The organism is Mesorhizobium sp. ES1-4 (genome assembly GCF_020164745.1).
Lineage (GTDB): Bacteria > Pseudomonadota > Alphaproteobacteria > Rhizobiales > Rhizobiaceae > Mesorhizobium.
The window spans coordinates 245,165-269,927 of sequence record NZ_JAIUGV010000005.1; the positions used below are offsets into that span (position 1 = coordinate 245,165).

Annotated in this window: 24 protein-coding genes; 12 read left to right on the forward strand and 12 right to left on the reverse strand. The window is 63.4% G+C overall.

Features of this window, described 5'->3' with window-relative positions:
• From LB556_RS11805 to LB556_RS11820, 4 genes are all read left to right on the forward strand, one after another.
• On the forward strand, positions 1-933 hold the full coding sequence (locus LB556_RS11805) for a VOC family protein (protein ID WP_224567129.1): 933 nt from the start codon (positions 1-3) through the stop codon (positions 931-933).
• 4 nt (positions 934-937) lie between these two features.
• The gene (locus tag LB556_RS11810) at positions 938-1,558 is read left to right on the forward strand and encodes an alpha/beta hydrolase (RefSeq protein ID WP_224567131.1); all 621 of its coding nucleotides are present in this window, start codon (positions 938-940) and stop codon (positions 1,556-1,558) included.
• Between the two features lie 2 nt (positions 1,559-1,560).
• A complete protein-coding gene (locus LB556_RS11815) occupies positions 1,561-1,860 on the forward strand; it encodes a GNAT family N-acetyltransferase (protein ID WP_140708095.1) in 300 nt (99 codons plus the stop codon).
• A gap of 98 nt (positions 1,861-1,958) precedes the next feature.
• Entirely contained in the window at positions 1,959-3,017 is a 1,059-nt protein-coding gene (locus LB556_RS11820; protein ID WP_224567133.1) for a dipeptidase, read from the forward strand.
• Positions 3,018-3,022: 5 nt separating this feature from the next.
• On the opposite strand, the gene LB556_RS11825 is transcribed toward LB556_RS11820, so the two are convergent.
• The 4 genes from LB556_RS11825 to LB556_RS11840 are packed head-to-tail and all read right to left on the reverse strand — an operon-like array spanning position 3,023 to position 7,720.
• Entirely contained in the window at positions 3,023-3,283 is a 261-nt protein-coding gene (locus LB556_RS11825) for a hypothetical protein (RefSeq protein ID WP_224567136.1), read from the reverse strand.
• A gap of 2 nt (positions 3,284-3,285) precedes the next feature.
• Entirely contained in the window at positions 3,286-4,545 is a 1,260-nt protein-coding gene (locus LB556_RS11830; RefSeq protein WP_224567139.1) for an aminomethyltransferase family protein, read from the reverse strand.
• A 3-nt stretch (positions 4,546-4,548) separates the two neighbouring features.
• Positions 4,549-6,114, reverse strand: coding sequence for a phytoene desaturase family protein (locus LB556_RS11835; RefSeq protein WP_224567142.1), 1,566 nt, complete (start codon positions 6,112-6,114; stop codon positions 4,549-4,551).
• Positions 6,101-7,720: a phytoene desaturase family protein gene (locus tag LB556_RS11840; protein ID WP_224567145.1), complete on the reverse strand. Its 1,620-nt coding sequence runs from the start codon at positions 7,718-7,720 to the stop codon at positions 6,101-6,103. The genes LB556_RS11835 and LB556_RS11840 overlap by 14 nt, the downstream gene beginning before the upstream one ends.
• Positions 7,721-7,920: 200 nt before the next feature.
• Here LB556_RS11840 and LB556_RS11845 point away from each other — a divergent pair, with 200 nt between their 5' ends.
• From LB556_RS11845 to LB556_RS11860, 4 genes are read left to right on the forward strand one after another with little or no spacing between them, the layout of a single operon-like run.
• Positions 7,921-8,721 carry a class I SAM-dependent methyltransferase gene (locus LB556_RS11845; protein ID WP_224567147.1) on the forward strand — a complete coding sequence of 267 codons (801 nt, stop codon included), beginning with the start codon at positions 7,921-7,923 and terminating at the stop codon, positions 8,719-8,721.
• Between the two features lie 6 nt (positions 8,722-8,727).
• A complete protein-coding gene (gene betI / locus LB556_RS11850) occupies positions 8,728-9,441 on the forward strand; it encodes a transcriptional regulator BetI (protein ID WP_411908580.1) in 714 nt (237 codons plus the stop codon).
• Positions 9,442-9,482: 41 nt separating this feature from the next.
• On the forward strand, positions 9,483-10,565 hold the full coding sequence (locus LB556_RS11855) for an ABC transporter substrate-binding protein (RefSeq protein ID WP_224567152.1): 1,083 nt from the start codon (positions 9,483-9,485) through the stop codon (positions 10,563-10,565).
• The gene (locus LB556_RS11860; RefSeq protein WP_224567155.1) at positions 10,562-11,857 is read left to right on the forward strand and encodes a flavin monoamine oxidase family protein; all 1,296 of its coding nucleotides are present in this window, start codon (positions 10,562-10,564) and stop codon (positions 11,855-11,857) included. Before LB556_RS11855 ends, LB556_RS11860 begins: the two co-directional genes overlap by 4 nt.
• On the opposite strand, the gene LB556_RS11865 is transcribed toward LB556_RS11860, so the two are convergent.
• Positions 11,844-12,710 carry a helix-turn-helix transcriptional regulator gene (locus LB556_RS11865; RefSeq protein ID WP_224567158.1) on the reverse strand — a complete coding sequence of 289 codons (867 nt, stop codon included), beginning with the start codon at positions 12,708-12,710 and terminating at the stop codon, positions 11,844-11,846. The two genes, LB556_RS11860 and LB556_RS11865, sit on opposite strands and share 14 nt — an antisense overlap.
• 80 nt (positions 12,711-12,790) lie before the next feature.
• On the opposite strand from LB556_RS11865, the gene LB556_RS11870 reads away from it, so the two are divergent.
• A complete protein-coding gene (locus tag LB556_RS11870) occupies positions 12,791-13,753 on the forward strand; it encodes an SDR family oxidoreductase (RefSeq protein WP_224567160.1) in 963 nt (320 codons plus the stop codon).
• A gap of 161 nt (positions 13,754-13,914) precedes the next feature.
• On the opposite strand, the gene LB556_RS11875 is transcribed toward LB556_RS11870, so the two are convergent.
• From LB556_RS11875 to LB556_RS11885, 3 genes are read right to left on the reverse strand one after another with little or no spacing between them, the layout of a single operon-like run.
• Entirely contained in the window at positions 13,915-14,988 is a 1,074-nt protein-coding gene (locus tag LB556_RS11875) for an ABC transporter ATP-binding protein (RefSeq protein ID WP_224567515.1), read from the reverse strand.
• Positions 14,989-15,040: 52 nt separating this feature from the next.
• Positions 15,041-15,862, reverse strand: coding sequence for an ABC transporter permease (locus LB556_RS11880; RefSeq protein WP_224567162.1), 822 nt, complete (start codon positions 15,860-15,862; stop codon positions 15,041-15,043).
• The gene (locus tag LB556_RS11885) at positions 15,859-16,776 is read right to left on the reverse strand and encodes an ABC transporter permease (protein WP_224567165.1); all 918 of its coding nucleotides are present in this window, start codon (positions 16,774-16,776) and stop codon (positions 15,859-15,861) included. The genes LB556_RS11880 and LB556_RS11885 overlap by 4 nt, the downstream gene beginning before the upstream one ends.
• 254 nt (positions 16,777-17,030) lie before the next feature.
• On the opposite strand from LB556_RS11885, the gene LB556_RS11890 reads away from it, so the two are divergent.
• Entirely contained in the window at positions 17,031-18,449 is a 1,419-nt protein-coding gene (locus LB556_RS11890; protein WP_224567167.1) for an aminotransferase, read from the forward strand.
• Positions 18,450-18,491: 42 nt separating this feature from the next.
• Here the strand turns inward: LB556_RS11890 and LB556_RS11895 are convergent, their stop codons facing one another.
• Positions 18,492-19,694 carry an aromatic ring-hydroxylating oxygenase subunit alpha gene (locus LB556_RS11895; protein WP_224567170.1) on the reverse strand — a complete coding sequence of 401 codons (1,203 nt, stop codon included), beginning with the start codon at positions 19,692-19,694 and terminating at the stop codon, positions 18,492-18,494.
• 448 nt (positions 19,695-20,142) lie between these two features.
• Between LB556_RS11895 and LB556_RS11900 the strand changes: the two genes are divergently transcribed.
• Complete coding sequence (locus LB556_RS11900; RefSeq protein WP_224567517.1) at positions 20,143-20,550, forward strand: hypothetical protein; 408 nt, start codon at positions 20,143-20,145, stop codon at positions 20,548-20,550.
• Positions 20,551-20,680: 130 nt separating this feature from the next.
• Here LB556_RS11900 and LB556_RS11905 read toward each other — a convergent pair whose 3' ends face one another.
• A complete protein-coding gene (locus LB556_RS11905; RefSeq protein ID WP_224567173.1) occupies positions 20,681-22,768 on the reverse strand; it encodes an ATP-binding protein in 2,088 nt (695 codons plus the stop codon).
• A gap of 74 nt (positions 22,769-22,842) precedes the next feature.
• Positions 22,843-23,616: a response regulator gene (locus LB556_RS11910; protein WP_224567519.1), complete on the reverse strand. Its 774-nt coding sequence runs from the start codon at positions 23,614-23,616 to the stop codon at positions 22,843-22,845.
• 42 nt (positions 23,617-23,658) lie between these two features.
• On the opposite strand from LB556_RS11910, the gene LB556_RS11915 reads away from it, so the two are divergent.
• Complete coding sequence (locus tag LB556_RS11915; protein ID WP_224567174.1) at positions 23,659-24,390, forward strand: response regulator transcription factor; 732 nt, start codon at positions 23,659-23,661, stop codon at positions 24,388-24,390.
• Positions 24,391-24,461: 71 nt separating this feature from the next.
• On the opposite strand, the gene LB556_RS11920 is transcribed toward LB556_RS11915, so the two are convergent.
• Entirely contained in the window at positions 24,462-24,626 is a 165-nt protein-coding gene (locus tag LB556_RS11920; RefSeq protein WP_224567177.1) for a hypothetical protein, read from the reverse strand.
• Positions 24,627-24,763 lie beyond the last annotated feature (137 nt).

A 24,763-nucleotide genomic window follows, 5' to 3' on the forward strand; every position in this document is an offset into this window, starting at 1 on the left:
ATGCTCGACCAGATCAAGGGCCTGCATCACGTCACCTCGATGGCCAGGGATGCACGGCAGAATAATGATTTCTTCACGCACAAGCTCGGTCTGCGCCGGGTCAAGAAGACAGTCAATTTCGACGCGCCCGACGTCTACCATCTCTATTATGGCGACGAGGCCGGCACACCGGGTTCGGTGATGACCTATTTTCCGTTTCCCAACATCGGCAAGGGCCGTCCCGGCGTCGGCGAGGTCGGCACCACGGTCTATTCCGTGCCGGAAGGCACGCTCGCCTATTGGGAAAAACGCTTTAGCGACGAAGGCGTGACCAACGTCTCGCGCCAGGAGAGCTTCGGCGAGATGCGGCTCGGATTTGCCGGCCCGGACGGTGACGGCTTCGCGCTCGTCGAGGACAAGGCCGACGGCAGAGCGCCCTGGTTGAAGGGCGGCATTCCCGCGGACGAGGCGATCCGCGGCTTTCACTCGGTTTCGCTCAGGCTGAAGGATGGCGGTGCCACCGAGGAGTTGTTGAAGTTCATGGGCTACGAGGAGGTCGACAGGTCGGGCAATGTCAGGCGGCTTGCCGTGAAGAATGGCAACGGTGCCAACGTCGTCGACATCGAATCGCTGCCGGCCGCTCCCTTCGCCGATCTCGGCGCCGGCTCCGTCCACCATGTCGCCTTCGCCGTCGAGAACCGCGCCAAGCAGCTCGAAGTGCGCAAGGCGCTGATCGACACAGGTTATGGCGTGACGCCGGTGATCGACCGCGATTATTTCTGGGCGATCTATTTCCGCACGCCAGGCGGCGTGCTGTTCGAAGTCGCCACCAACGAGCCGGGCTTCGACCGTGATGAGGACACCGCCCATCTGGGCGAGGCACTGAAGTTGCCCACGCAGCATCAGCACCTGCGGCCCTATCTTGAACAGCATCTGCAGAAGCTGGAGGGCTGAGGCGATGAGCACGGACGCTTTCATCCACAAGGTGCTGCCCGGTTCGCCGGGTGGTCCGCTGCTGTTCGTCTTCCACGGCACGGGCGGCGACGAGAGCCAGCTTGTATCGCTGGGGCGCGATCTCGTGCCCCAGGCGACCATCATCTCGCCCCGCGGCGACGTTTCCGAGCAAGGTGCCGCGCGCTTCTTCCGCCGCACCGGCGAGGGCGTCTACGACATGGACGACCTGGCGCGGGCGACGGGCAGGATGGCTGAATTCGTCAAGGCCCATGTCGAGGCGGCGAAGCCGTCGGCCGTGCTGGGTCTCGGCTATTCCAACGGCGCCAACATTCTGGCCTCGGTGGTGTTTGCCGCGCCGGCACTGTTCGATGCCACGGTGCTGATGCATCCGCTGATTCCGTTCGAGCCGGAGGTGAAAGGCAGCCTTGCTGGTCGTCACATCCTGGTGACCGCCGGCAGGCGCGATCCGATCTGCCCGCCGAACCTGACGGCGCGGCTGGAAGCCTATTTGCGTGCCGATGGCGCCGATGTCACAGTGGAGTGGCACGAAGGCGGGCACGAGGTGCGGCCAAACGAAATCGAGGCGGCGCGGCGGCTTTTTGCCGGCGTTGCCCAAGGAGTCTAGAGATGCCCGATCAACTGCCGGAGATAGAACTGGAAGATCGCGGCTCCAAGGGCCGCTACGTCCTGCGCGGCCCCGGCGGCGCCGAGGCCGAGATGACCTTCACCAAGATCGGCGAGCACCAGCTGATCATCGACCACACGGAAGTGCCGGACGCCTTTCGCGGCCAGGGCGCCGGGCTTCGGCTCGTCACCCGCGCCGTCGAGGACGCGCGGGCCGCGGGCAAGAAGATCATCCCGCTCTGCCCGTTCGCCAACGCCCAGTTTCGCCGCCATCCGGAATGGGCCGACGTGCTGAAGCAATAAGGTCGGACAGGCTTTGTCATTTGCGCGGGTAGCACATCTTGCCTAAGTGGGTATGATGTATCGCTCCCGCGCCGATGAACGAACCGAATGACCTCCCCATGACAGAATCCGACCTTGTACCCGTCTTCGACGGCCATAACGACACGTTGCTGAGGCTCTATCAGGCCAAGGACGGCGACGTCGAAAAGCTGTTCATCGAAGGAAAATCGGGCGGTCATATCGACCTGCCGCGCGCCAAGGCCGGCGGCTTTGCCGGCGGCATGTTCGCCATCTTCCCGCCTCCGGTCGAGAAAGCCAGGCGCAGCGCCGTGCCTTCGGCGCCGAGCGACAGCGAGCCGCTGCCCCCCGAGGTTCCGCGCGCCGATGCGCTCAACTCGACGATCGCGATGGCGTCCATCCTGTTCCGGCTGGAGCGCGCCGGCGCATTGGCGATCTGCCGCAGCGCGGGCGATGTGCGCGATGCCATGGCGCAAGGCACGATTGCCGCGGTGTTCCACATCGAGGGCGTCGAGGCGATCGATCCCGAACTCACCATGCTCGACGTTCTGCATGCCGCGGGCCTGCGTTCGCTCGGCATCGTCTGGAGCCGCCCGAATGCGTTCGGTCACGGCGTGCCGTTCCGCTTTCCGTCCTCGCCCGACACTGGACCCGGCCTGACCGATGCCGGCAAGGCGCTGGTCAAGGCCTGCAATGAACTGAAGATCATGATCGACCTTTCGCATCTCAACGAGAAAGGTTTTCGCGATGTCGCCGCGCTCAGCCAAGCACCGCTCGTCGCCACCCACTCCAACGTGCACGCGATCTGCGGCCATTCGCGCAATCTCACCGATTGGCAGCTCGGCGCGATCCGCGAGTCCGGTGGCATGGTCGGCCTCAACTTCGCCACTGGCTTCCTGCGCGAGGACGGCCGCATGAACGCCGACACCAGCCTCGACATCATGGTGCGCCATATCGATTCCCTGCTGCAGGCTCTGGGCGAGGACGGCGTCGGTCTCGGCTCGGATTTCGACGGCGCCATGATCCCGGCCGTCATCGGCGACGTCGCTGGCCTGCCAAAACTCATCGATGCGCTGGCGGCGCGCGGTTTCGGCCGTGCGCTCATCGAAAAGATCGCCTACCGCAACTGGCTGGGCATGCTGGAAAGAACGATTGGTTAGACGGCTTATTCGAAGCCCATGCGCTTCAGCCAGTCCTTGCCGACGCCACGATCGCGAATGATCGGAAGCGGATTTTCCGCATCGAGCCGCGCGCAGATTCGGTAGACTTCGAGCGTCTCTGCGCTCATCTCATCACGTTTGTAGAAGAACATGGCGGCGGCATAGCGCGTGCGGCCCGACCATTTCTCGCCGAGCGGCGTGTTGACCAGCTCCCACTGCTCGGCGGCTTCGCCCTCTTCCTGCTGCTTGCCCGCTTCCTCGGTCATACTCAGAAGTCCGCCGGCGGGTTGGCTGTGCGGCGGTCGAGCTTGATGAAGGGCCGCGCCACGACCTTGGCCCGTTTCATCAGCTTCTGGTACCGCAGCTCGCGCATCGCGTAGATCTCGACCCAGAGGTCTTCCACGACAGTATCACCATAGGGCCGCGCCAGCGAGGCGATGGCGATGTTGCGCTTGGCCATCGGCGACCACATGGCGGCGCTGACCAGGCCGATCTCCTGGCTCTTCTTGTGGTAGACGATCGCGTGCTCGGCCGGGATGTTGCCCTCGATCTCGAGCCCGACCAGCACGTGGCGAAGCTTGCGTTTCGCCCTCGCTTCGAGGATGGCACGGCGGCCATTGAAATGGTCCTTCTCCAGATCGATCATGAAGCCCAGCCCGATCTCGTCGGGCATGCGCGGGCGGTCGGCACGAATGGCGTGTTCGGCGGTGGTGAAATCCGCATTGGCGACGATCAGCCCTGCTTCGAGCCGGGCGCGGTTGAGCGCGGTATAGCCAATCGCCCTGACACCGCGCGGTTCACCCGCGCTCATCAGCTGGTCCCACAGGCTCAGCGCCTTGTCGGCCGGAACGAACAGTTCGTAGCCGAGATCTCCGGTAAACCCGGTGCGTGAAATGATGACCGTGCCGCCGTCATGCGGAAACTCGGCAAGGTCGAATATTCTCAGTTTCTCGACGCCGGCGAAACCGGCATCGCGCAGCACGGCGAAGGAGGTCGGGCCTTGCAAGGCGAGCCCGGCGACGGCCTCGGTCTCTTCCTCGACGGTGACGTCGAAACCAAGGGCACTGTCCAGCAGCCACGGCAGATGCCGTTCCTGGGAACACAAGCGGAAGCGTGTCGGCGAGAGACGGAACAACGTGCCGTCGTCCAAGACATAACCCTCGTCGTCGCACCACGCGGTGTAATGAACGCGTCCTGGCCTGAGCTTGGTGACATCGCGCAAGGTGACGCGGTCCAGCAGGGCTTCGGCGTCCGGGCCTTCGATCCGGTATTTGGTCATCGGCGAGATGTCGAACAGCGCCGCCTGGCTCCGGATGGCGAAATACTCCAGTTCCTCGTCCCACAGCGAATGCGGTGCACGGTAACCGGCCCAATTGTACCAGTCCTGGGTTTTGGCCAGCGCGTCGATGCGCGGCTGGAAGGGCGTGCCGAGGCGCAGCGTGCGGAAGTGTGATTGCGCCGCACTTCGCTCGGCGACAGCCGCATTGGCTGTCCTTGCGGCGGGCTTCTTGCTGGTCGCCTGTGCCATGACTTAGCCCTTCATCGCGATGATGCGCCGCGCGGCGTTCAAGCCGGGCGCACCCGAAACACCACCACCGGGATGCGAACCCGCACCGGCCAGGAACAGCCCGTCGAGCGGCGTGTCGTAGCCCGACCAGCCGGTGACCGGGCGCGAGATCAGCATTTGGTCGGCCTGCAATTCGCCATGGTGCCAGTGGCCGCCCGGCATGCGGTAGCGCTTCTCGATGTCATCGGGCGTCAGAAGCTCGGCATGGCGCACGGTTTTGCCGATGCCAGGCGCATAGGCTTCCAACTGAGCCATGATTGCCTCGAGGAATTTCGGCTTGCCGGCGCCCCAACCCTCTTTCAATTGATAGGGCGCGTATTGCACCACGGCCGATAGCACGCAGGCGCCGCCTGGTGCCAGCGACGGGTCGGCGAGGCTGGGCAAGGTGATTTCCATTACCGGCTCGCGCGAGAATTCACCATATTTGGACGGGTTGAAGGCACGCTCGACATGGTCGGTGGAGGGCGCGACGACGAGCCGCCCCTTGCTGCCGGCAGCATCGACCCCAGAGAATTGCGGCGTCCGGTCGAGCGCCAGATGAAGCTTGGCGGCATCGCCCTTCATGCGGATATTTTTCACCTTGCGCATGAAGCCGGTATCGGTTCCGCGCGGTCCGACAAGGTCGAGGAAGGTGGTCGCCGGGTTGATGGCGGAGACGATCGTCCTGGCGCGAAGCTCCTCGCCGTTATCGAGGACGACGCCGACGGCGCGGCCCTTCTCGACAATGATCCTTGCGACGGGCACCGATGTGCGGATCGTGACGCCAGCCTTTTCGGCAGCAGTGCGGATGGCGGCGACCACCGCGTCCATGCCGCCCTTCGGCAGCAATTGCGCTCCGGCCGCGCCGCCGATCTCTCCGGCCAGACGATAATAGAGGCCGAGCAGCGAGGTCGGCGAGCGCGGGCCGAGATGGCTGCCGAGCGTGGCGTCGAAGGCGAGCAAGCCTTTCAGCCTGTCATCGGCGAGCTGCTCGTCAAGCAGGTCGGCGACGTTCATCAAAAGCACGCGCAGGAAGTCGCGCATGTCTTCCTTGCCAAGCTTCTTCAGCGCCAGCGCGGTCCGGCCGAGCGAAGTGGTCTCCAGCATCGACATGGCGCCGAGATCAGGCGGGCGTCGGGAGAGGAAGGGTTTCAGGATGCCGGCATAGCGCAGGAGCTGCGCGCGCAATCCCTTCCAGGCGGACTGTTCAGACGAACTGGCGCCGGTCAGCACCTCGCCATAGGCGCCATGCAGGACAAGCGGGGGGCCATCCCTCGACAACGCGACTGAGGGGATGAAGTCGGCGCGGACGGTTCGCAGTCCGTGCTTTTCCAACTCCAGCGTCTTCATCACGTCGGGATGCAGCCGGTTCAGCACATGCGCGACTGACGAGACTCGAAAGCCAGGGGCGAATTCCTCGGTGCGCGCGGCGCCGCCGAGTTCAGCTCCGGCCTCCAGCACCAGCACCTTGCGGCCGGCCTTCGCCAGCGTGGCGGCAGCGACAAGCCCGTTATGGCCGCCGCCGATAACGATGGCATCAAATGACGTCATGGGCCGGGCTCATATGCGAGGTGGATTTTGCGAGATCGCGAAGGATCTCGGCGGCGGCGTTGCGGCCGGGCGCACCCATGACGCCGCCGCCGGGATGGGTCGAGGAGCCGCACATATAGAGGCCACCGAGCGGCGAACGGTACTGCGCGTAACCCGGCACCGGGCGGTTGAACAGCAGCTGGTCGAAGGTCAATTCGCCTTGAAAAATGTTGCCTTCGGTGAGGCCGACCTCAGCCTCGATTTCGCGCGGCGTGCGCACCTCCATGTGGACGATGCGGTCGCGGAAACCCGGCGAATATTCCGCGATCTGTGCGATCACGCTTTCGGCGAAGCCGTCGCGATCGGCGTCGGTCCACTCGCGACCAGCGATCTTGGGTGGTGCGTACTGCACGAAGCAGCTCATGAAATGTTTTCCCGGCGGCGCCATGGTCGGGTCGAGCGTCGTCGGGATGACCATGTCGAGGAAGGGGTCGGTGGACCAGCGGCCGGCCTTCCAGTCGTCATAGGCGCGCTCCATGCGCTCCATGGAATCGGTGAAGTGCATGTCGCCGCGATAGACCGGAGAATCCTTCGGCAGCGCCGGGAATTCCGGCAGCGAATCGAGCGCGATGTTGACCTTGCCGGACGACCCGCGAATCTTGAAGTTCTTGACCCGGCGCAGGAATATGTCGGGCAGTTCCTTCTCCTCGACCAGCTTCAGGAAGGTGCGCTTCACGTCGGCGTTGGAGACGACGAGCTTGCCGTGGATTTCCTCGCCGCCTGCCAGAACGACGCCTTTCGCCTTGCCGCGGCTCACCAGCACATGGTCGACTTCGGCGCCGGTGCGGATCGTGCCGCCGGACGCCCGGAAGGAGGCTGCCAGCGCCTTGGTCACCGCGCCCATGCCGCCGCGCGCATAGCCCCAGGCGCCGACCGATCCGTCGACCTCGCCCATATAATGGTGGAGCAGCACGTAAGCAGTGCCTGGCGACATCGGCCCGAGTGCTGTGCCGATGATGCCGGACAGCGCGAAATTCGCCTTGATGACGTCGGTCTCGAAATATTCGTCGAGGAACTCCGAGATCGACATGGTCCAGAAGCGCAACGTCAGCGCCATCTCCTCGGCGGACAGGCCAGCGAATTTCTTGCCGAGATAGAGCAGTTCACCAAGGTCGCGCGGCTTGAGGCTGGTGGGATCGGGCGCCGTGCGCATCAACAACGGCTGGATGAAGCGGCACTGCCGCGTCACGTCGCGAGCGTAGCGGTCATAGGCCTCGGCATCCCGCTTGGAGAAGCGCGCGAATTCGCGCCGGTGCGCGTCGTGGTCGCGGTAGTTGGCGAGATAGTCGCCATCTCGCGTAAACACCGCGCCGCCCTCATAGGAAATCACCTGCAGGCCGAAGCGCGGCAGTTCGAGGTCGCGCATGATCTCGGGTCGGAACAGCGAGCAGACATAGGAGCAGTTGGAATAGAGGAAGCCCGGCGTCAGCTCACGGCTGGTTGCCGCACCGCCGACCCAGCCGTTCTTCTCCACCACCAGCACGTCGAGACCGGCGCGCTGCAGATAGCAGGCATTGACCAGACCGTTGTGCCCGCCGCCGATGATGATCGCATCCCAAGCTTTCATTGTGGCCCAGTTCTCATGTGCGACCCGCTCTTCATTTTTGCGTGATCCGTCCCCGACTGCCTGGAATTTGGCACGGCATCAGCCATTGTGTCCAGCCATTCTGAATGAATGTTCAACAAATGATATTGCCTTTTTCCAGACATGGGTTACGCTTTGCCGGCGTTCGAAACAGGCATTCGTCGATTGGGGACCGAGGGCTGATGATCGAAACGGCAGATGCCGGGCCGGAGTATGACGACACCGCTATCCGCTTCCTCGAGGCGCTGTGGGGCGACGGCTACCTGTCGCCGGGCGGGCCTGAAGAGGTCGATCGGGTGGTCGAGGGGCTTTCGCTCGAAGGCAAGACGATCCTCGATATCGGCTGCGGGTCCGGGGGCATCGCGCTTCACCTGCTCGAACGCCATGGCGCTGCCCACGCCACCGGCTTTGATGTCGAACATCCAGTAATCGAGGCGGCAAGGCAGCGTGCCACAATGCGTGGGCTCGCGGAGAGGGCCAGCTTCATCCAGGGACAGCCGGGGCCGCTGCCCTTTGCCGATCGCTCCTTCGATGTCGTCTTTTCCAAGGACGCGCTGCTGCACGTGCCCGACAAGGACGCATTGTTCGCCGAAATCTTTCGCGTGCTGAAGCCGGGCGGTGTCTTTGCAGCCTCCAACTGGATGATCTCGCATGACGGCGAGCCGTCGGCCGAGATGAAAGCCTATGTGGCGGCGGAAGGGTTGTCTTTCGCCATGGCGTCGCCGGCGCGCTATGCGCAAGCGATGCGCAAGGCGGGCCTTGCCGATGTCATCGTCAGGGACCGCAACCCCTGGTACCGCGAGGTCGCGCGCGGGGAACTCGAAAGGCTGAAGGGGCCGCTCTACGGGGCCGTTGCCGACGTGGTCGGCGCGGCCTATGTCGACAAGAACATACGGACCTGGGAAGCCATGCAGAAGGTGCTTGACAGTGGCGAGCACCGTCCCACTCATCTTCGCGGGTGGAAGCCGGATGCAAAGGGATAGCCGGCGATGCTGGAGACCATCACAAGCATGAAAACGGCAGACGCCAGGGACGCGCTCCTTGAACCAGCACGCAAGGCCGAATCCGAAAAGCGCGGGCGCAAGGCCTCGAAGGAGGTCAGGCAGCTTCAGCTCATCGAGGCGACGATCGATTCACTCGCCAAGCGCGGCTATTCGGAAACGACGATGGCCGATGTCGCCGATGGCGCCGGCCTGTCGCGCGGCATCGTCAATTTCCATTTCGAGAGCAAGGAAAAGCTGCTCGTCGCGACCTTGAAGTACATGTATGACGAATACTCGGCGCATTGGCGCAATGCCTTGCAGAAGACAGGCGCCGATCCCGCCGACCAACTCCAGGCCCTGGTTGCGGCCGATTTCGATCGCTCGATCTGCAACAAGCGCAAGCTCGCCGCCTGGTGCGCCTTCTGGGGTGAGGCCAAGTCGCGGCCGACCTACCAGGCGCTGAGCAGCGCGCGGGATGCCGTATACCAAAACATCTTCATCGACCTTTGCGCGGCTCTGAAACAGGACGGCGGCTATGCCTACGAGCCGCAGGTCATGGCGCTGGCGCTCAACGCCATGCTGGAAGGCTTGTGGCTGCGGTTGATGATGGGCACCGAGGACACAACCCGCGAGACGGCCTTGCAGGCGGCGAACGAATTCCTGTCGGCGGCTTTTCCGAAGCACTATCCGCGTAAGGCCGCCGGCCCAACGAAATCATAAGAGAAGACGACACCATAAGAACCGCAGAGGATGGAACAGCAATGAAGACATTGACGAGACGCCTGACACTGACGCTCGCACTGGCCGGGACCCTGGCGGCTTCCGCAGCCGCCGTGGCGATCGCCGCCGACAAGGACCTGATCGTGTTCGACTGGTCCGGCTACGAGGATCCCGGATTCCACCCGAAATATGTCGAGAAGAACGGCGATTCACCGACCTTCGCCTTCTTCGGCGATGAGGACGAGGCGTTCGAGAAGGTCCGTTCCGGCTTCAAGGCCGATCTCGGCCATCCCTGCTCGCAGAGCGTGACGAAGTGGCGGGAGGCTGGCCTGCTGCAGCCGCTCGACACATCGAGGATCACGGGCTGGAAGGACCTCAATCCCGGCATCATGGCGATGAAAAATCTCGCCACGACCGATGACGGCAAGGCCTGGTTCATGCCCTGGGACTGGGGCAACACGCAGCTTACCTACAATTCCTCCAAGATCGACGAAAAGGACGTGCAGTCGCTGAAAGCGTTCGCCGATCCGAAGTTCAAGGGCCGGGTCTCGATCGGCGACAATGTCGACGATGCCTATGCGTTGGCGAGCCTCGCCATCGGCCTGAAGGACTGGACCAAGATGACTGACGACCAGTTCAAACAAGCGTCCGACTTCCTGCGCCAGGTGCACAAGAACGTGCGTTCGTACTGGACGGACACCACCGATGTCGTCCAGCTTCTGAGCGGCGGCGAAGTCGACCTCGCCTGGGCCTGGAACGATGCGACCGTGCAGTCGGTCGCGGCCGGCGTGCCGATCAAGTCGAAGAAGGACACGGCGGAAGGCATCTCGACCTGGGTCTGCGGCTATGTGCTGTTCAAGGACGCACCCGGCAATATCGACAAGGCTTATGATTATCTCAATGCAGTCAACGATCCGGAGATCGCCAAGGTGCTGGTCAAGGACTGGGGCTACGGCCAGGCCAACGCCAAGGGCATGGCCGGCGTCGATCAGGCGATCCTGAAGGAAAAGGGCTATGACGACGTGCAGAAATTCGTCGACAAGACGCTGTTCCAGCAGCCGTTGCCGCCCGATCTCAAGCTCAAGATGATCGCCGAGTTCGAGAAGATCAAGGCCGGCTATTGAACGAAAAGACCGAAAGAACCGACGTCGTTATCGTCGGCGCCGGTTTCACCGGCCTGTCGGCCGCGCTCGAGTTGAAGGCGGCCGGCACTGGTTTCCTGCTGCTTGAAGCACGTGACCGCGTCGGCGGCCGCGTCGAGGCGATCCGCAACGGACTTGGCGAGCGTATCGACGGCGGCGGCCAGTTCCTCTGTGAGGACATGCCGCAAGTGATGGCGCTCGCGAAGGGGCGCGGCAAGACATTCGTCGACACCTATGTCGAAGGCGAGTTCATTACTCATCCGTCGATGTCGCCCGGCGATGCCAAGCGGACCTATCACGGCGCCATGACGATCCGCGAACGCATGAACAGGATCGAGCCCAACGATCCTGCCATTACGGGATTGACCGTTGCCAACTGGCTGGAGAGTCGGGATGACGCGGGCGAGGCCAAGGCGGCCTTCCGGTCGATGATCGAGGGCCTGTGGTGCCTGGCGCTGGAGAAAGTGCCCCTCTGGTACCTGATCGACAATGATCGCCGCATCACCAACGAGGTGCCGGAGCTGCAATATTTCCTGCTTGAGACCATGCAGTCGTTGGCCGATGACCTAGCGCACGATCTCGGGGGCCGGGTGAGGCTCTGTGAACCGGTCACCCGCATCGAACACGGACAGCCGGGCGTTCGTGTCGTCTCAGCCAATGGCGTGATTGAAGCGCGCGAAGTCCTGGTGGCCGTGCCGCCGGCAACAGCCGCGAAACTCGATTTCACACCCGCCTTGCCAGCAGCCCTGGAAACGGCGCTCGGCGCTTGGGAAAGCGGGGCGGCGATCAAGATCCTGGTGCGTTATGCCAAGCCGTTCTGGCGCGAGCGGGACCTGAGCGGCATGGTGATGTGGCGCGACCTGCCTGGGCTGTTTGCCTGTGACGCCAGCAAGGACGCGGAGCATGCAGCGCTCGTCGTCTTCGTTGGCGGGCCGCTCGCGCTGAGTTGGAGGACGCTGGGCGAGGCGGAACTGCGTGCGGAAGTGACGGCCAGGCTTGCGGACGCGCTCGGTCCTGACGCGGCAGATATTGCCGACTTCAGTTGGCGTGACTGGATACATGACCGTTGGAGCGGCGGCGCCTACAGTGACCTCATCGTCGACGTGACTGCGAGGGACGCCGAGCGAACAATTCTTGCGGGTGCGGCGCCAGTTCATTTCGCCGCTTCGGAACTGTCGCCGTCATTTCCAGGCTACGTCGAAGGCGCGATCGTGGCGGGGCGCATCGCTGCCAGGAAGATCATTGACGGGCTACAGCTTCTTAGCCGAGCGTGATCTCCGCGGATATTGGCGTCATGTCGATCAACGAAGCGATTTTCCGCATATCCACCTGAGTCGCAGGATTGTAGACGACCATGCTGAGGTCCGGCCTGCCATCGACGGCGAAAGCGGAATACTCGAAGGCAAGCGGACCGAGCGTCGGGTGGCGTATGTGCTTGACTTCGCCATATGCGCCGCGAACGTCGTTGTCGTGCCACATCGCCCTGAAATCGGGACTAAGCCGGCAGAGTTCGTCAATAAGGGGTTCCGCCTCCGCTCCGGCCCCTGCACGCGCGGCGTCGACACGGAACATCCCGACCAAATGGCGCGCCATGCTGTCCCAGTCATCTTGTGCAGCGCGAATGCGCGGATCGAGGAAGATGATGCGCAGCATGTTGCGCTGATCCGGCGGCAATGAGCCGTAGTCGCCCAGCATAACGGTGGCAGCGCGATTCCAGGCAGCCACATCCCAGATCGCCGTTCGAATGAGTGCGGGGGTTGGGTCCAACGCTTCAAGGACACGCCGCAGTCGTGGCGTAACGCCTTGGTCCTTCTGATAGCGCATCTCGGGCGGGCGGCCGAGGCCAAGCAGAAAGAGGTGCTCCCGCTCGATGTTTGTCAGCATGAGCGCCCGTGCGATCCGGTTGAGCACGTCGGCCGAGGGGGCGCCGCCTCGCCCCTGTTCAAGGCATGTGTACCAGGTAGGACTGATATTGGCCCGTTGCGCCACCTCCTCGCGGCGCAGGCCGCTCGTGCGGCGGCGCTTCGCGGAAAAGCCGAGAGCGCCCGGATCGAGCCTGCTGCGGCGATCCCGAAGATACGCTCCAAGAAGGTTCCCCGCTGTCGGATGTCCTATCCAGTTAGTCATCTTACTACCATAATCTCCCTAATTTACTATCATAACCCGAGTGACGACATGTGTCTCCAGCGAAACTGGAGACATTGTTCATGCGTGTTTTTGTTACTGGCGCCACGGGATGGATCGGCTCGGCCGTCGTCAAAGAACTGATTTCCGCGGGACACCAGGTCACGGGACTGACCACCACGGCGGCCGGAGCACAGAGGCTGCAAAAGCTGGGAGCGCAGGCGCTAGTAGGAAGACTCGATGACCACGATCTACTTCGCGACGCGGCCTCGCAATCCGATGCGGTGATCCACACGGCTTTCATTCACGACCTGTCCCATATGAGCTTGACGACCCGCCTCCGCCTGTTCGGGGGCGCGCTCAACGGAGGTATCGTCGCGAGTTTCCTTCGGATTCTTGCTGAAACCGAGTCTGGGGCGATCCGGGCTCTGGGCTCAGGCTTGGAGGGTTCAGGGCGCACTCTCGTGGTGACGTCGGGAGTCGCCTTCCTGCCGCAAGGGCAGATTTCGACGGAAAGCGACGACCATGTGTCGAGCAGCCCGAATCGTTCTTTCTCCGAAGCGGCCGCCCTAGGCCTGATTGCGCGCGGCGTCCGTTCCTCCATCATCCGGCTGGCGCCGACTGTGCACGGCTTCGGCGACCGTGGATTTGCCGCGCAGATCGTCGCGGCCGCCCGTAAGAAGGGCGTCTCTCCCTATATTGATAATGGCGCCAACCGATGGGCTGCGGTGCATCGACTCGACGCAGCCAAACTGTTCCGCCTGGCCTTGGAAAAGGGAGCTAGCGGCGCAAAATATCATGGGGTTGGCGAGGTCGGCATCCCGTTTCGCGATATTGCCTCTTTGATCGCGACAAGGCTCCAGGTGCCTGCCGTCGGCATTCCCGCCGCCAAAGCAGCAAGGCATTTTGGAATTCTGAGCAATTTCGTAGGCCTCGATAACCCCGCATCCAGCGAGTGGACCCGCCAGACGCTTGGCTGGGTTCCCGAACAGGAGAACCTGCTCGCCGACATGGATGCCCATTATTTTACAGCGCCAGCGTCGTGACCTGCCGTCGAACGATCTCGCGTCACGCTTGGAAAGGCCCGAAAGCCCGGCCATAGCGCTGGTCACTGGCCTTGCCGGACTTGCAGGCCACTACCGCCAACGGAACCCTCAGGCCCGGGTCTCGGCCGACGAAACCAGCGCCATCCCGCCGACCGGCTGGACTAATCCGCCATAGCGACCAGGGCTTCCGGATCGTAGGCGAGACGGATCGGGGTGCCGACCGGGATGTCATCGGCGCCGAAATCATTGGTCTCGGTCACCGACAGCGGCTTTTCCAGACCGGGGATCTCGACGATCAGATGGGTGATCTCGCCGAAATAGTGGCGCTCCACCACCTTGCCAGCGACCTCGAATTTGGCCGTCGCATCGTCCCACAGCACGCGCAGCCGCTCGGGCCTGATGCCTAGCATGGCGCCGCCGCCATTGCGAACGAAAGCCTTCGGCTTGTCGGTCTTGATGCGGCCGAATCCGAGCGTGTCGACGATCAGCGAGGCGCCGTTCTCCTCGACGATCTCGGCCTGGACGAAATTCATGCCGCCAAGAAAGTCGGCGACCTGGCGGTTGACCGGGCGCTGGTAGATTTCCTTTGGGGAGGCGACCTGGGCGATCCTGCCGCCGAACATCACGGCGATGCGGTCGGACATGGCGAGCGCCTCATACTGATCGTGGGTGACCAGCACGAAGGTGATGCCGACGGCCTGTTGCAGGCGGCGCAGTTCCACCTGCATCTGCTCGCGCAGCTTCTTGTCGAGCGCCGACAGCGGTTCGTCGAGCAGCAGCACCTTTGGCCGCATCACCAGCGCACGGGCAAGCGCGACGCGCTGGCGCTGGCCGCCGGAAAGCTCCGTGGCAAGCCGCTTGCCGAGGCCGGTGAGCGAGACCTGCGCCAGTGCCTCCTCGACCCGGCGCTTCTCCTCACCGCCCTGCAGCTTCAGCCGCTTCAGTCCGTAGGCGACGTTCTGCTCGACATTGAGATGCGGGAAGATCGCATAGCTCTGGAACACCATGTTGGTCGGCCGGCGATTGGCCGGAATGCCTTCCATGGGCTGGCCGCCGACCGCGATCGAACCGCTGGTCGGGTTGTCGAAGCCGGCGATCATGCGCAAAAGCGTGGTCTTGCCGCAGCCGGACGGGCCGAGCAGCGAGAAGAACTCGCCTTCCTTGATGGTCAGGGAAGCGTCGTCAAGCGCCTTGAATGCGCCATAGCTGCGGGTGACGTCGCGGATCTCGATCATCGGTTTTTCGGATTGCATCCTGTCCGTGTCAGAGCGCTCGATCCCGGGCTGCTCAGGCATAGAGGCCTCCCTCGTTCTGGGTGCGTCTGGCCGCGCGGCGACGCAGGATTTCGGCAATTGTCATCAGCAGGAAGGATGCGATCAAAAGCAGCGTGCCCAGCGCCAGCACGCCGGGTAGTTTCGAGGCGAAACGCAACTGACCCCAGATGTAGATCGGCAGCGTCGCATCGGTGCCGGTGAGGAAGAAGGCGATGATGAATTCGTCCAGGGAGATGGTGAAGCAGACCAGCAGGCTGGAGATGATCGCCGGCGCCACCATGGGCAGCGTCACGCGCCGAAAGGTGCCGAACGCGCTTTCGCCGAGATCGGCGGAGGCTTCTTCGAGGCTGCGGTCGAAGCCTTCGAACCCGGAAGTCAGCACCGTCATCGAATAGGGAATGCAGATCAGGACGTGGCCGAGCACGACGGTGAACAGCGACAGGCTCAAGCCAAGCTGCAACATCACCAGCAGCATGGAGATGGCGACGATGACCTCGGGCAGCACCAGCGGCGCCATGATCAGCCCGTTGATGGCGCGGCGGCCGGGATAACGGTAGCGGGTGATGGAACGAGCGGCGAGAATGCCGAGCACGGTGGCGAGCAAGGAAGCCGACACGCCGACGATCAGGCTGTTCCATGCGGCGTCGAGCAGCGCCGGTGTGCGCGGCAGGTCCTCGTACCATTGCAAGGTGAAGCCGGTCAGCGGGAATTTCGGCGTCGCTGCCGTGTTGACCGAGAAGATCGGCAGGAAGATGACAGGCAAATAGAGGAAGACGACGTAGAGAAACGCGTAGACGGACAGCCAGCCGCCCGGCACGAGCCGCCGCGCCCTCATCGCGCCATCCTTTGCAAGGTGCGTATGATCAGCACCGTGGCGCCGGCCATCAGGGAGACGATCAGCATCGTGGTGACGGACAGCGCGGCGCCGAGCGGCCAGTTGGCGGCCTTGCCGAACTGCGCCTGAATGGCGTTGGCGATCATGACGCCATCCTTGCCGCCGACGAGCTTTGGCGTGACATAGTCGCCGACCGTCGGGATCATGACGATCAGTACGGCAGAGATGACGCCCGGCGCCGACAAGGGCAAGGTCACGCGCAGGAAGGAGCGCAAGGGACCATCGCCAAGGTCGGTGGCCGCTTCGACCAGTGTGCGGTCGACCTTCTCCAGGGACACGAAGATCGGCAGGATGGCGAAGGCCGCCCAGGCATGGGTCAGCGTGATGATGACGGCGCTCGAATTGTAGAGCAGGGCGGTCGACGGTTCGTCGATGACGCCGAGGCCCATGAGGGCGGAATTCAAGACGCCATTATAACCCAGGATGACCTTCCACGACATCACGCGCAAGAGATAGCTTGTCCAGAACGGGATGGTGATGAGGAATAGCCACAGGCTCTTGTGACGGCCGCCGTGGAAGGAAATGAAGTAGGCGATCGGGTAGGCGAGGAGGACGGTGAACAGGCTGACCGTCAGCGAGATGTAGAGCGAGCGCCATAACAGATCGCGGTAGATCGGCTCGGTGAGCGCGATGCGGTAGTTTTCCAGCGTGAAGGTGCGGTCGATGGTCAGGTAATGCTGCGTCCAGAAGGAGTGGGCGATGACCACCAGGATCGGCAGGACAAGCAGGACGAGGGCATACAGGAAGGTCGGGCTGATCAGGCCAAGGCCCTGTACGGGCTCGGATTGCAGAAGGGCATTTCGTCTGGCCCGCGTCATGCGCAACGGGGGCGCCCCTTCGGCGGCCACCGTCATTGGAGCGCTCCGGGTGTGATCTCGGTTGCTGGCCTGGTCTGTCCCGCCATACGGCATCCCATTGGGCTGGCGCCGACTGTTGTTCCCCTTGCCGGCTTTCTTTCATCATGCGCGCATCGTCGGATTGAAATCAAGCGCTAATTCTGCAATATTGATTGAACGGACATTCAAAATCGTGTGAGCAGGGCGACGATTTCCGCTGTAGCGAACCACATTGATGCCGGAAAATTCGATGGGATTGCGTGGAGGCGAGGATGGCGGCCGTGAGAGACCTGAAGGCGAGCGAAATGGCGAGCGCTGGAGATGATGATGCCGTTGAACTGGCCAAGCATCATCTTATCCAGCCTTGGCCCTATGCCGGCTCCGTCGGCGCCGAGGCACGCGCGCTGATCGGCGAGGGTGACGGCATCTACATTACCGACAGCACCGGCAAGCGGCTCATCGACGGCCCGGCCGGCATGTGGTGCGTCAATGTCGGCCATCGTCGGGAGGAACTCGCCAGTGTGATGTACGATCAGGCGATGGCGCTGTCCTACAACACGCCCTGGTACACGATGAACGCGCCATCGGCGGAGCTTGCCAGACGCATCGCCGGCCATGCCCCAGGCGACCTCAGCCATGTGTTCTACACAACGGGCGGCTCGTCAGCGGTCGAGACGGCGCTGCGCTTCATGCAGTTCTACAACAATGTGCGCGGCCGGCCGGAAAAGAAACTGATCCTGAGCCGTGGTGGTGCCTACCATGGCTCGACCTATCTGTCGGCCTCGCTCAATGGCCGTCCGCGCGATCGTGACTGGATGGACGGCGCCGACGAACTGGTGGTCAAGCTGTCGTCGCCCGATCCATTCCGGCGCCCGCAAGGCATGAGCCTTGCCGCCTTCACGGATTTCCTTGTCGACCAGTTCCGCGACACGGTCGCGCGCGTCGGCGCCGACAGGATCGGCGCGTTCGTTGGCGAACCCATACAGGCGTCGGGCGGCGTCGTCATTCCGCCGGACGGGTATCTCAAGCGCATTCGCGAGATCTGCCGCGACAACGACATCCTCTATGTCTCAGACGAGGTCGTGACGGGTTTCGGCCGGCTTGGCCATGTCTTTGCCTCCGGCGACGTGTTCGGCATCGACCCTGACATGATCACTTTCGCCAAGGGCGTCACATCAGGCTATTTCCCGCTCGGCGGCGTCATCATCTCGGAACGGCTGCTGGAGGAGCTGCGCCGCTCGAACCATCCCGACGCCATGTTCGGCCACGGCCTGACCTATACCAGCCATCCCGTCGGCTGTGCCGTGGCGTTGAAAAACCTCGATCTGCTGGAAGAAGGCGTGCTTGCGCACGCGCGGGCGGTCGAGCCCTATTTCCAGGCGCGATTGAAGACGCTGGAAGAGCTGCCGCTGGTCGGCGAGGTGCGTGGCGTTGGGCTGATGGGCTGCGTCGAATGCGTCGCCGATCGCGAAAGCAAGGATCCGCTGCAACTCGACAAGAATGTCGGAAAACGCATCGACGCGCACTGCCACGAGCTTGGCCTGCTGGTGCGCCCGCTGATCAACATGTGCGTGATGTCGCCGCCGCTCATCATCACCCGCGTGCAGATCGACGAGATGGTCGGCATCCTGCGCGAAGGCATTTCGCGGACTATGGACGATCTCAGGAAAGAAGGTGTGTGGAGGGGGTGACATTCTTTCCTTCTCCCCGTTCTACGGGGAGAAGGAGGGGTGCTACGACCGCGACCTCAGCGCGTCGTTCAGGTTCCACATGTCCTTTTCTTCCGGCGCTGTCTCCAGGCCGAGCACCGGAAGCTGCTTGCGCAGATGGTCATGGTGGGTGCGCACGCCATATTCGAGGTCGGAGAGGTAAAAACCCTCGAAGGCCTCGGACAGCATGGATTCGTTCGACCAGACCGAAAGCTGCACATCTTCCGACATGGTGTCGCGGTCGATGCGGAAGGAGAGGTAACGGGCGGCGGCCTGCTCGCGGCTTTCGTCGCGGTGCCGGTAGATCGCGCCACGCAGCAGTGTCTCGCCTGTCGACAGCGGAAACTCCTGATAGAACTGCACCGATTCCGGCATCACCGACAGGACCGCGTTGGGGAAGATGCCGTAATAGACCCAGGCCTTCCTGAGATGCTCTGGCAGATGCGTCGGCTCCGGCGCGATCTTGACGTAGTTCCTGACGCTCCAGCGGCGGCCGGCATGCGGGTTGTAGGTGGCGAAGGAGCGTGACACGCCGTTGACGAAAGGCTCGTCGAAATAGGTGGCGCCATAGAGATCCTGCAAGGCCGGATGCGCCATGGCGACATGATAGCCTTCATTGTCGACGTCGCGCACCGACTTCCAGTTGACCGGCGACCTCTGGGTCCAGATACCCCAGGAGGGCACCATGTCGGCGGCCCTGTAATGCGCGAATTCGGGTTCGATCGGCTTCAACAGTTCGGCCACGGAAGGCTGTGGCCCGCCATCGCGGAAGCGGATGAAGATGAAGCCCATCCAGACTTCGAGATCGAGCGGCATCAGGCCGAACTCGGTCTTGTCGAGGTCCGGGAAGGACCGCGGGCGTGCGGCGCCGCGCAGCGTACCGTCGAGATTGTAGACCCAGCCATGGAATGGGCAGACCAGCGCGTTCTTGCAATTGCCCTGGCTGTCAGCCACGACGCGGCTGCCGCGGTGGCGGCACATGTTGTTGAAGCCGCGCACGACGCCGTCCTTGCCGCGCACGATCAGAGCGCGCTCGCCAATGACATCCATGGTGAGGTAATCGCCGGCATTCGGTATGTCGCAGATATGCCCGGCAATCTGCCAATGATTGCGGAAGACATGCTCCTTCTCCAGTTCGAGAAGGGCGGCGGAATGGTAACTCCAGCCCGGTAGTCCCCGCCGGTCCCAATCGTTCGGGATTGCCACGTCACGGAGGTGCGGGTTCATAAAGCATCTCTTCTTTATATTGAATGTGCATTCAATATAATCATATTTCACATTGGAATGCAATGGCTTGTGGAAATACGCAGGTTCCGTGGCGAAAATGCCGGCCGCGGTTCTGACGGAATTATGCTCCGCGGCGAGCTCCGAAAACCTCGAAAAATCCGGGTGTTGGCCGGAGCTCCATAACCTCCCGGTCGCCGGCTCTCGCGCAAATTGCGTCCATCGGACACTATCTCCAGCCACCGTGAAAAAGCCCCGCCGTTCGCGTCGACGGTCGGGGTGCACGCCGGGGCAACCTGCCACCTCGATGGTGATGCCCGATTTTGACCGTTTCTGCCCGTATTGGCGTTTCGATCCTGTTACATTACCCGGCTCCCGTCACCTTCCTGTCGTTACAAGGCGCGGTTAAATTCGTTTTATCGCGAAAAGAAAATCAACGAAGGGGATGATGATGCATGCGAAAGTCCAGATTACCAGCGGCAACCGCTTTCAGGCTCCAGAACGTGCTGACCGTCGCCCGAAGCTGGCCCTCTGCCAGCGGGCCAGCGACCACCCGATGGCAATGTTCATGGCGTTGGCTGCTTGCGCCTTCGCCGGCATGGCGCTCACGCCGTCGGTCGGTCCAGCCTTCGCTTCGTTGAAGCCGCCCGCCAACATCGTCGAAGGTGCGCCGACCACGACCACGACCGCGCGCCTGCCGATGCCCGCGATCGATTTCGCCTGCAAGGGGCAGGCGTGGGGCACCGAGAGCGTGGATTGCCTGCGCGCCATTGCCGAGCAGTCCGGAATGCGCAGGGCCCGGGCGATCCGCATGATCGCCAACGCCGTGCCGCTGACCAGCACGCCGAACATCTTCTGATTTCTGTCTCCGGGTTCTGCCTGGGCATAATCCCGAAACCGGTTTCCGTTTGAGATCATGCCCTGACCTCCCCGAGCGCTTCCTCCAGCGCTCCTTTGGCTCCCGCCGCGTCGCCGGCCGGGGGCCTTTTTTATGCTTTCAACGCGGCCTGTTCGGCAATGATCGCAAGCACGCTGCGGACATCCAGCGTGCTGAACGGTTTTTCAAGGATCTGTGGCCGCTGCTGTGCCGGCAAGGCTTCGATTTCCGCCTTCGCGCCGATGAGGTCGCCGGTGACCAGCACGAAGCGCCGCGCCAGGTCAGGCCGCTCGGCGAGCAGTTCACGGTAGATCGAAATGCCGGATACGCCGGGCATGCGCAGATCCGAAAAGACGATGTCCGGCGGCATATGGCCGCTCAGGGTGGCGGCGCCCGATTCCCAAACCGGTGCGATTCGAGACTTGATGCCCATCAATTCGAGAATGTCGGACAAGGAACCGGCGACGTCAGGTTCGTCATCGATGATCAGGGCATGGCGCAGGCCGCTCGATCGCGGCTGGCTTTCGCCGGCGGCGGCGGTGCCTGCCGAGATAGCGGGCAACTGGACGACAAAACGCGCGCCTCTGGGCTGCACTTCCTCGAACCAGACATTGCCGTTGTGCCGCTCGACGATGGATTTCGAAATCGACAGGCCGATACCGGTGCCGACACCGACCGGCTTGGTGGTGAAATAGGATTCGAAAATGCGCGAACGGATGGCTTCGGGAATGCCAGGCCCGTTGTCCTCGACCGAGAAGCCGGGATTGCCCCGGTCGCCGCGGAAGCTCCGTACCTTGATCACCCGGTCGCCTGCAACGCCAGCCAGGGCATGCTGGCTGTTGATGAGGAAATTGGCCGCCACCTGCGTCACGTGGTCGGCGTCGGCCATGGCCAGAAGGGGACCCGGCGCGAAATCGGTATCGATGATGATGCCGCTCGAGCGTGCGCCGTAGGCGGTCACTTCGAGAGCGGCGCGGATCACCTGGTTGAGATCGGTCTCGGCTTGCGCCGCCGGATGGAGGCGGACCATCGACAGGAAGCTCTTGACGATGCGCCCGCAACGCTCGGCGGCGGCACGGACCTTTTCGGCACGGACCTTGGTCTGCGGATCGGTGGCGAATTCATGCAGCAGCGTCGACTGGGCGACGACCACGGCCAGCGGGTTGTTGAGCTCGTGCGAGACACCCGCCAGCAGCGAGCCCATCGCGGCCATCTTCTCGTTCTGATGCAGTTTTTCGCGCTGCCGGTTGATCTCTTCCTCGGCGCGCAACTTGTCGCGGAGGTCGCGGATGGAGCCGAAGATCAAGTGACGGTCGGCGACCCGCATTTCGGTCGCCGTCAGCTCGATCGGGAACACTTCCCCGGCAGCGTTCTGGGTCACCGTTTCCAGCCGCTGGCCGACCATCGGCGCGCCGCGGCCGGACATGTACTCGGCGCCCGAGGAATAGCCCTTGCGGTAATAGACCGGCACGATCGTGTCGAGCAGATCCTTGCCCAGGATGTCGCCGCGCAGGAAGCCGAACATCTTTTCCGCCGCGGGATTGAATTCGATGATCGAGCCGGTCTCGTCGATGACGACGATAGCGTCGAGCGAGGCCTGCAGCATGGTGCGGCGTATGACCTCGCTGGCATGGGCGTCGGAGGGGGAGCGTTCGATGGCGTCGCCAATTGCGAGCGCTATAATGTGCAGCGTGGCTTCTTCCTCGTCGGTCCACTCGCGCTCCTCGATGCAATCATTGACCGCCAGCGTGCCCCATAGATGGCCATGCGCGAAGACGGATACCGACAGGAACGACTTGATGTTCTGCTTCTCGAAATCGCCTCTCAGGAACCCTTCGAGATCGCGTGTATGGCCGGCAAAGATCTTGCCCTGCCGCTCGTCCTCGGCCAGCCGCTCCAGCAGCGGATCAGAGTTCACGATCGACTGCACGATGACGGTCGGAGAGGCCAGTTCGCCGCCGAAAGCGGGGTCGATCCAGTAAGCGGCGACCGACTGGGCGAACCCCTGGCCAGGCAATTCGCGCAGGCGGAACAGGATGCCGCGCTGGCACTCCATGGCGTGGCACAGCGTTGCCAGGATGGCGTCCATCTCGCGCTGCCAGTCGCCGGCCTCGCGCAGCCGGCGCACGACACGCACGGCGGCCATCGCCGCGCCTTGCCGTAAACCCTGCATGTCCGTGCTTGCCGTCTCGCCCGTCATTGTCAGTCGCCGTTCCAGAGCCACGCCAATTCGACCGGCTAGTAACGGCGGAGCGGAAACCCGTTGGTTGACGCTCAGTTGCCGTCGCCGGCCGGCAGCGAGAAGATATAGCCTTCGCCGCGCACGGTGCGCAGGAATTTCGGGTTGGCCGGGTCAGCCTCGATCTTCTTGCGCAGGCGCATGATGCGGATGTCGACGGCACGCGATGATTCCGGATCCTCGGTAAAGCCGATCGCTTCGGAGATCGCGGCCCTGGTCAGCAGCCGGTTGGCGCGGGTCAGGAAAATCTCCAGCACGTCGAATTCGCTCTTGGCCATGTCGATCACCGTGCCGTTGGCGCCGGTGACCAGCCTGCCGTCGAGATCGGCGTGGAAGGGACCGAAGGCGACAGTGCGCCGCTCCGTCCTGGCTTTCTTGTCCTGCGGCCCCGTCGGCTGCGGGACACGGCGCAGCACGCTGCGCACCCTGGCCAGCACTTCGCGCAATTCATACGGCTTGACGATATAGTCGTCGGCGCCGAGTTCCAGCCCGACGATGCGGTCGAGAGCGGTGCCGGCGGCGGTCGCATAGATGATGCCGATCGGCATTTTCGAGCGCAGCCAACGGCCGAGCGACAGGCCATCCTCGCCCGGCATGGCGATGTCGAGGATTGCCAGATGGAACGACTGCGTCTCGATCAGGCCGCGCGCGGCGGCTGCGTTTTCCGCGGTCGCAACATCATAGCCGGCGGCGCCGAGATATTCGGCGACCGCCTCCCTCAGGTCGGGCTCGTCCTCGACGATGACAATTCTTGCCCGCACGATGCCCTCGCTCCCACTTTCAGTGGAAAGTAGATTGGGTATAAACATCATGTCCAGCACTCATATCGGTTGCCAGGGAACGTTGGAAACATGGCCGCACGAGCCGTCATCGCACTTGTTTCCGTCGCCGACGTCGTGGCTGCCGAGCTTGCCGACCATCTCGAGCGGCGCGGTCATGACGTGCGCCAGGCGCGGCAGCCCTGGGAGGCGGAATCGCTGCTGGCTGGCGGGGGCATCGACGTTGTCGTTGTCGGAGACAGCCTCAGCCAGGCGGAAGGGCGGGATCTGCTCAGGCGCCATGGTGGCGAAGGTGGGGCTGTCCAGGGCGGCGGCGGCAAAGCCGGGGGCGGCGAGCATGGACCGGATTTCATCCTGATATGCCGGCCCGCCGATCTCCTCGACAAGGTGCTGGCGCTGGAGCTTGGCGCCGCCGACGTCGTCGAAAGTCCGCTCAATGTCAGGGAACTCGCCGCGCGTGTGGGCGGCCTGCTTTCGCGGCGCGGCAGGGGCAGCCAGGAACTGATCGTGCTGGAGAACGCGACCGTCGATCTGAGGTCGGCGATCGTCATGCATCGCTCCGGTACGCAGGAGCAACTCTCGCCCGGCCAGGTGGCGCTGCTCAGGTTGTTCCTGGCGAGCCCGCGCAAGGTGCTGACGCGTGACGACATCATCGCCGCAGCACCGGCCGAGAACGCCGACGCCTTCGATCGCTCGATCGATTCGCGCATCGTTCGGCTGCGCCGCAAGCTCGACACCGAGACCATCACCACCATACGCGGCGCCGGTTACAGGTTCGACCCGCCACGGCAGTTCGCCGACTGACGGCCGTGTTGTCCGGCTGGCTCCCCGGATGAGCATCGGACGTTCCATTTCCGCGCCGTTGCCCGCGAGGTTCAGCGCACCACCAGCAATGACGGGCCTGAGCCCATTTCGCCGGTGACGAATTCACTTGCGTGAGCGTGCTGCTTGAGCAGCACGGTGGCGAGTGCGGCAAAGCCGAGCAGGCCCTGCGCATAGACCAGTGCGGAAAGCACGGAGGCCGCGAATTTCGTTTTCATCGTCGGAATTCCCCAAAAAAGTAGATGTATCGTGGGTTGCATCAGGACACTCCCGAAGTGCCCGCGCCGCCCACGGAGCCCCCCGTCGCGGCGCGGGCCTTCGGTCCTCTCGGCAGCAAGTTGCCGGAGGGGCCGCG

Coding starts and splice junctions, on each gene's coding strand:
- LB556_RS11805 (WP_224567129.1), top strand. CDS start 1: ATGCTCGACCAGATCAAGGGCCTGCATCACGTCACCTCGATGGCCAGG.
- LB556_RS11810 (WP_224567131.1), top strand. CDS start 938: ATGAGCACGGACGCTTTCATCCACAAGGTGCTGCCCGGTTCGCCGGGT.
- LB556_RS11815 (WP_140708095.1), top strand. CDS start 1,561: ATGCCCGATCAACTGCCGGAGATAGAACTGGAAGATCGCGGCTCCAAG.
- LB556_RS11820 (WP_224567133.1), top strand. CDS start 1,959: ATGACAGAATCCGACCTTGTACCCGTCTTCGACGGCCATAACGACACG.
- LB556_RS11825 (WP_224567136.1), bottom strand. CDS start 3,283: ATGACCGAGGAAGCGGGCAAGCAGCAGGAAGAGGGCGAAGCCGCCGAG.
- LB556_RS11830 (WP_224567139.1), bottom strand. CDS start 4,545: ATGGCACAGGCGACCAGCAAGAAGCCCGCCGCAAGGACAGCCAATGCG.
- LB556_RS11835 (WP_224567142.1), bottom strand. CDS start 6,114: ATGACGTCATTTGATGCCATCGTTATCGGCGGCGGCCATAACGGGCTT.
- LB556_RS11840 (WP_224567145.1), bottom strand. CDS start 7,720: ATGAAAGCTTGGGATGCGATCATCATCGGCGGCGGGCACAACGGTCTG.
- LB556_RS11845 (WP_224567147.1), top strand. CDS start 7,921: ATGATCGAAACGGCAGATGCCGGGCCGGAGTATGACGACACCGCTATC.
- betI (WP_411908580.1), top strand. CDS start 8,728: ATGCTGGAGACCATCACAAGCATGAAAACGGCAGACGCCAGGGACGCG.
- LB556_RS11855 (WP_224567152.1), top strand. CDS start 9,483: ATGAAGACATTGACGAGACGCCTGACACTGACGCTCGCACTGGCCGGG.
- LB556_RS11865 (WP_224567158.1), bottom strand. CDS start 12,710: ATGACTAACTGGATAGGACATCCGACAGCGGGGAACCTTCTTGGAGCG.
- LB556_RS11870 (WP_224567160.1), top strand. CDS start 12,791: ATGCGTGTTTTTGTTACTGGCGCCACGGGATGGATCGGCTCGGCCGTC.
- LB556_RS11875 (WP_224567515.1), bottom strand. CDS start 14,988: ATGATCGAGATCCGCGACGTCACCCGCAGCTATGGCGCATTCAAGGCG.
- LB556_RS11880 (WP_224567162.1), bottom strand. CDS start 15,862: ATGAGGGCGCGGCGGCTCGTGCCGGGCGGCTGGCTGTCCGTCTACGCG.
- LB556_RS11885 (WP_224567165.1), bottom strand. CDS start 16,776: ATGACGGTGGCCGCCGAAGGGGCGCCCCCGTTGCGCATGACGCGGGCC.
- LB556_RS11890 (WP_224567167.1), top strand. CDS start 17,031: ATGGCGGCCGTGAGAGACCTGAAGGCGAGCGAAATGGCGAGCGCTGGA.
- LB556_RS11895 (WP_224567170.1), bottom strand. CDS start 19,694: ATGAACCCGCACCTCCGTGACGTGGCAATCCCGAACGATTGGGACCGG.
- LB556_RS11900 (WP_224567517.1), top strand. CDS start 20,143: ATGCATGCGAAAGTCCAGATTACCAGCGGCAACCGCTTTCAGGCTCCA.
- LB556_RS11905 (WP_224567173.1), bottom strand. CDS start 22,768: ATGACGGGCGAGACGGCAAGCACGGACATGCAGGGTTTACGGCAAGGC.
- LB556_RS11910 (WP_224567519.1), bottom strand. CDS start 23,616: ATGTTTATACCCAATCTACTTTCCACTGAAAGTGGGAGCGAGGGCATC.
- LB556_RS11915 (WP_224567174.1), top strand. CDS start 23,659: ATGGCCGCACGAGCCGTCATCGCACTTGTTTCCGTCGCCGACGTCGTG.
- LB556_RS11920 (WP_224567177.1), bottom strand. CDS start 24,626: ATGAAAACGAAATTCGCGGCCTCCGTGCTTTCCGCACTGGTCTATGCG.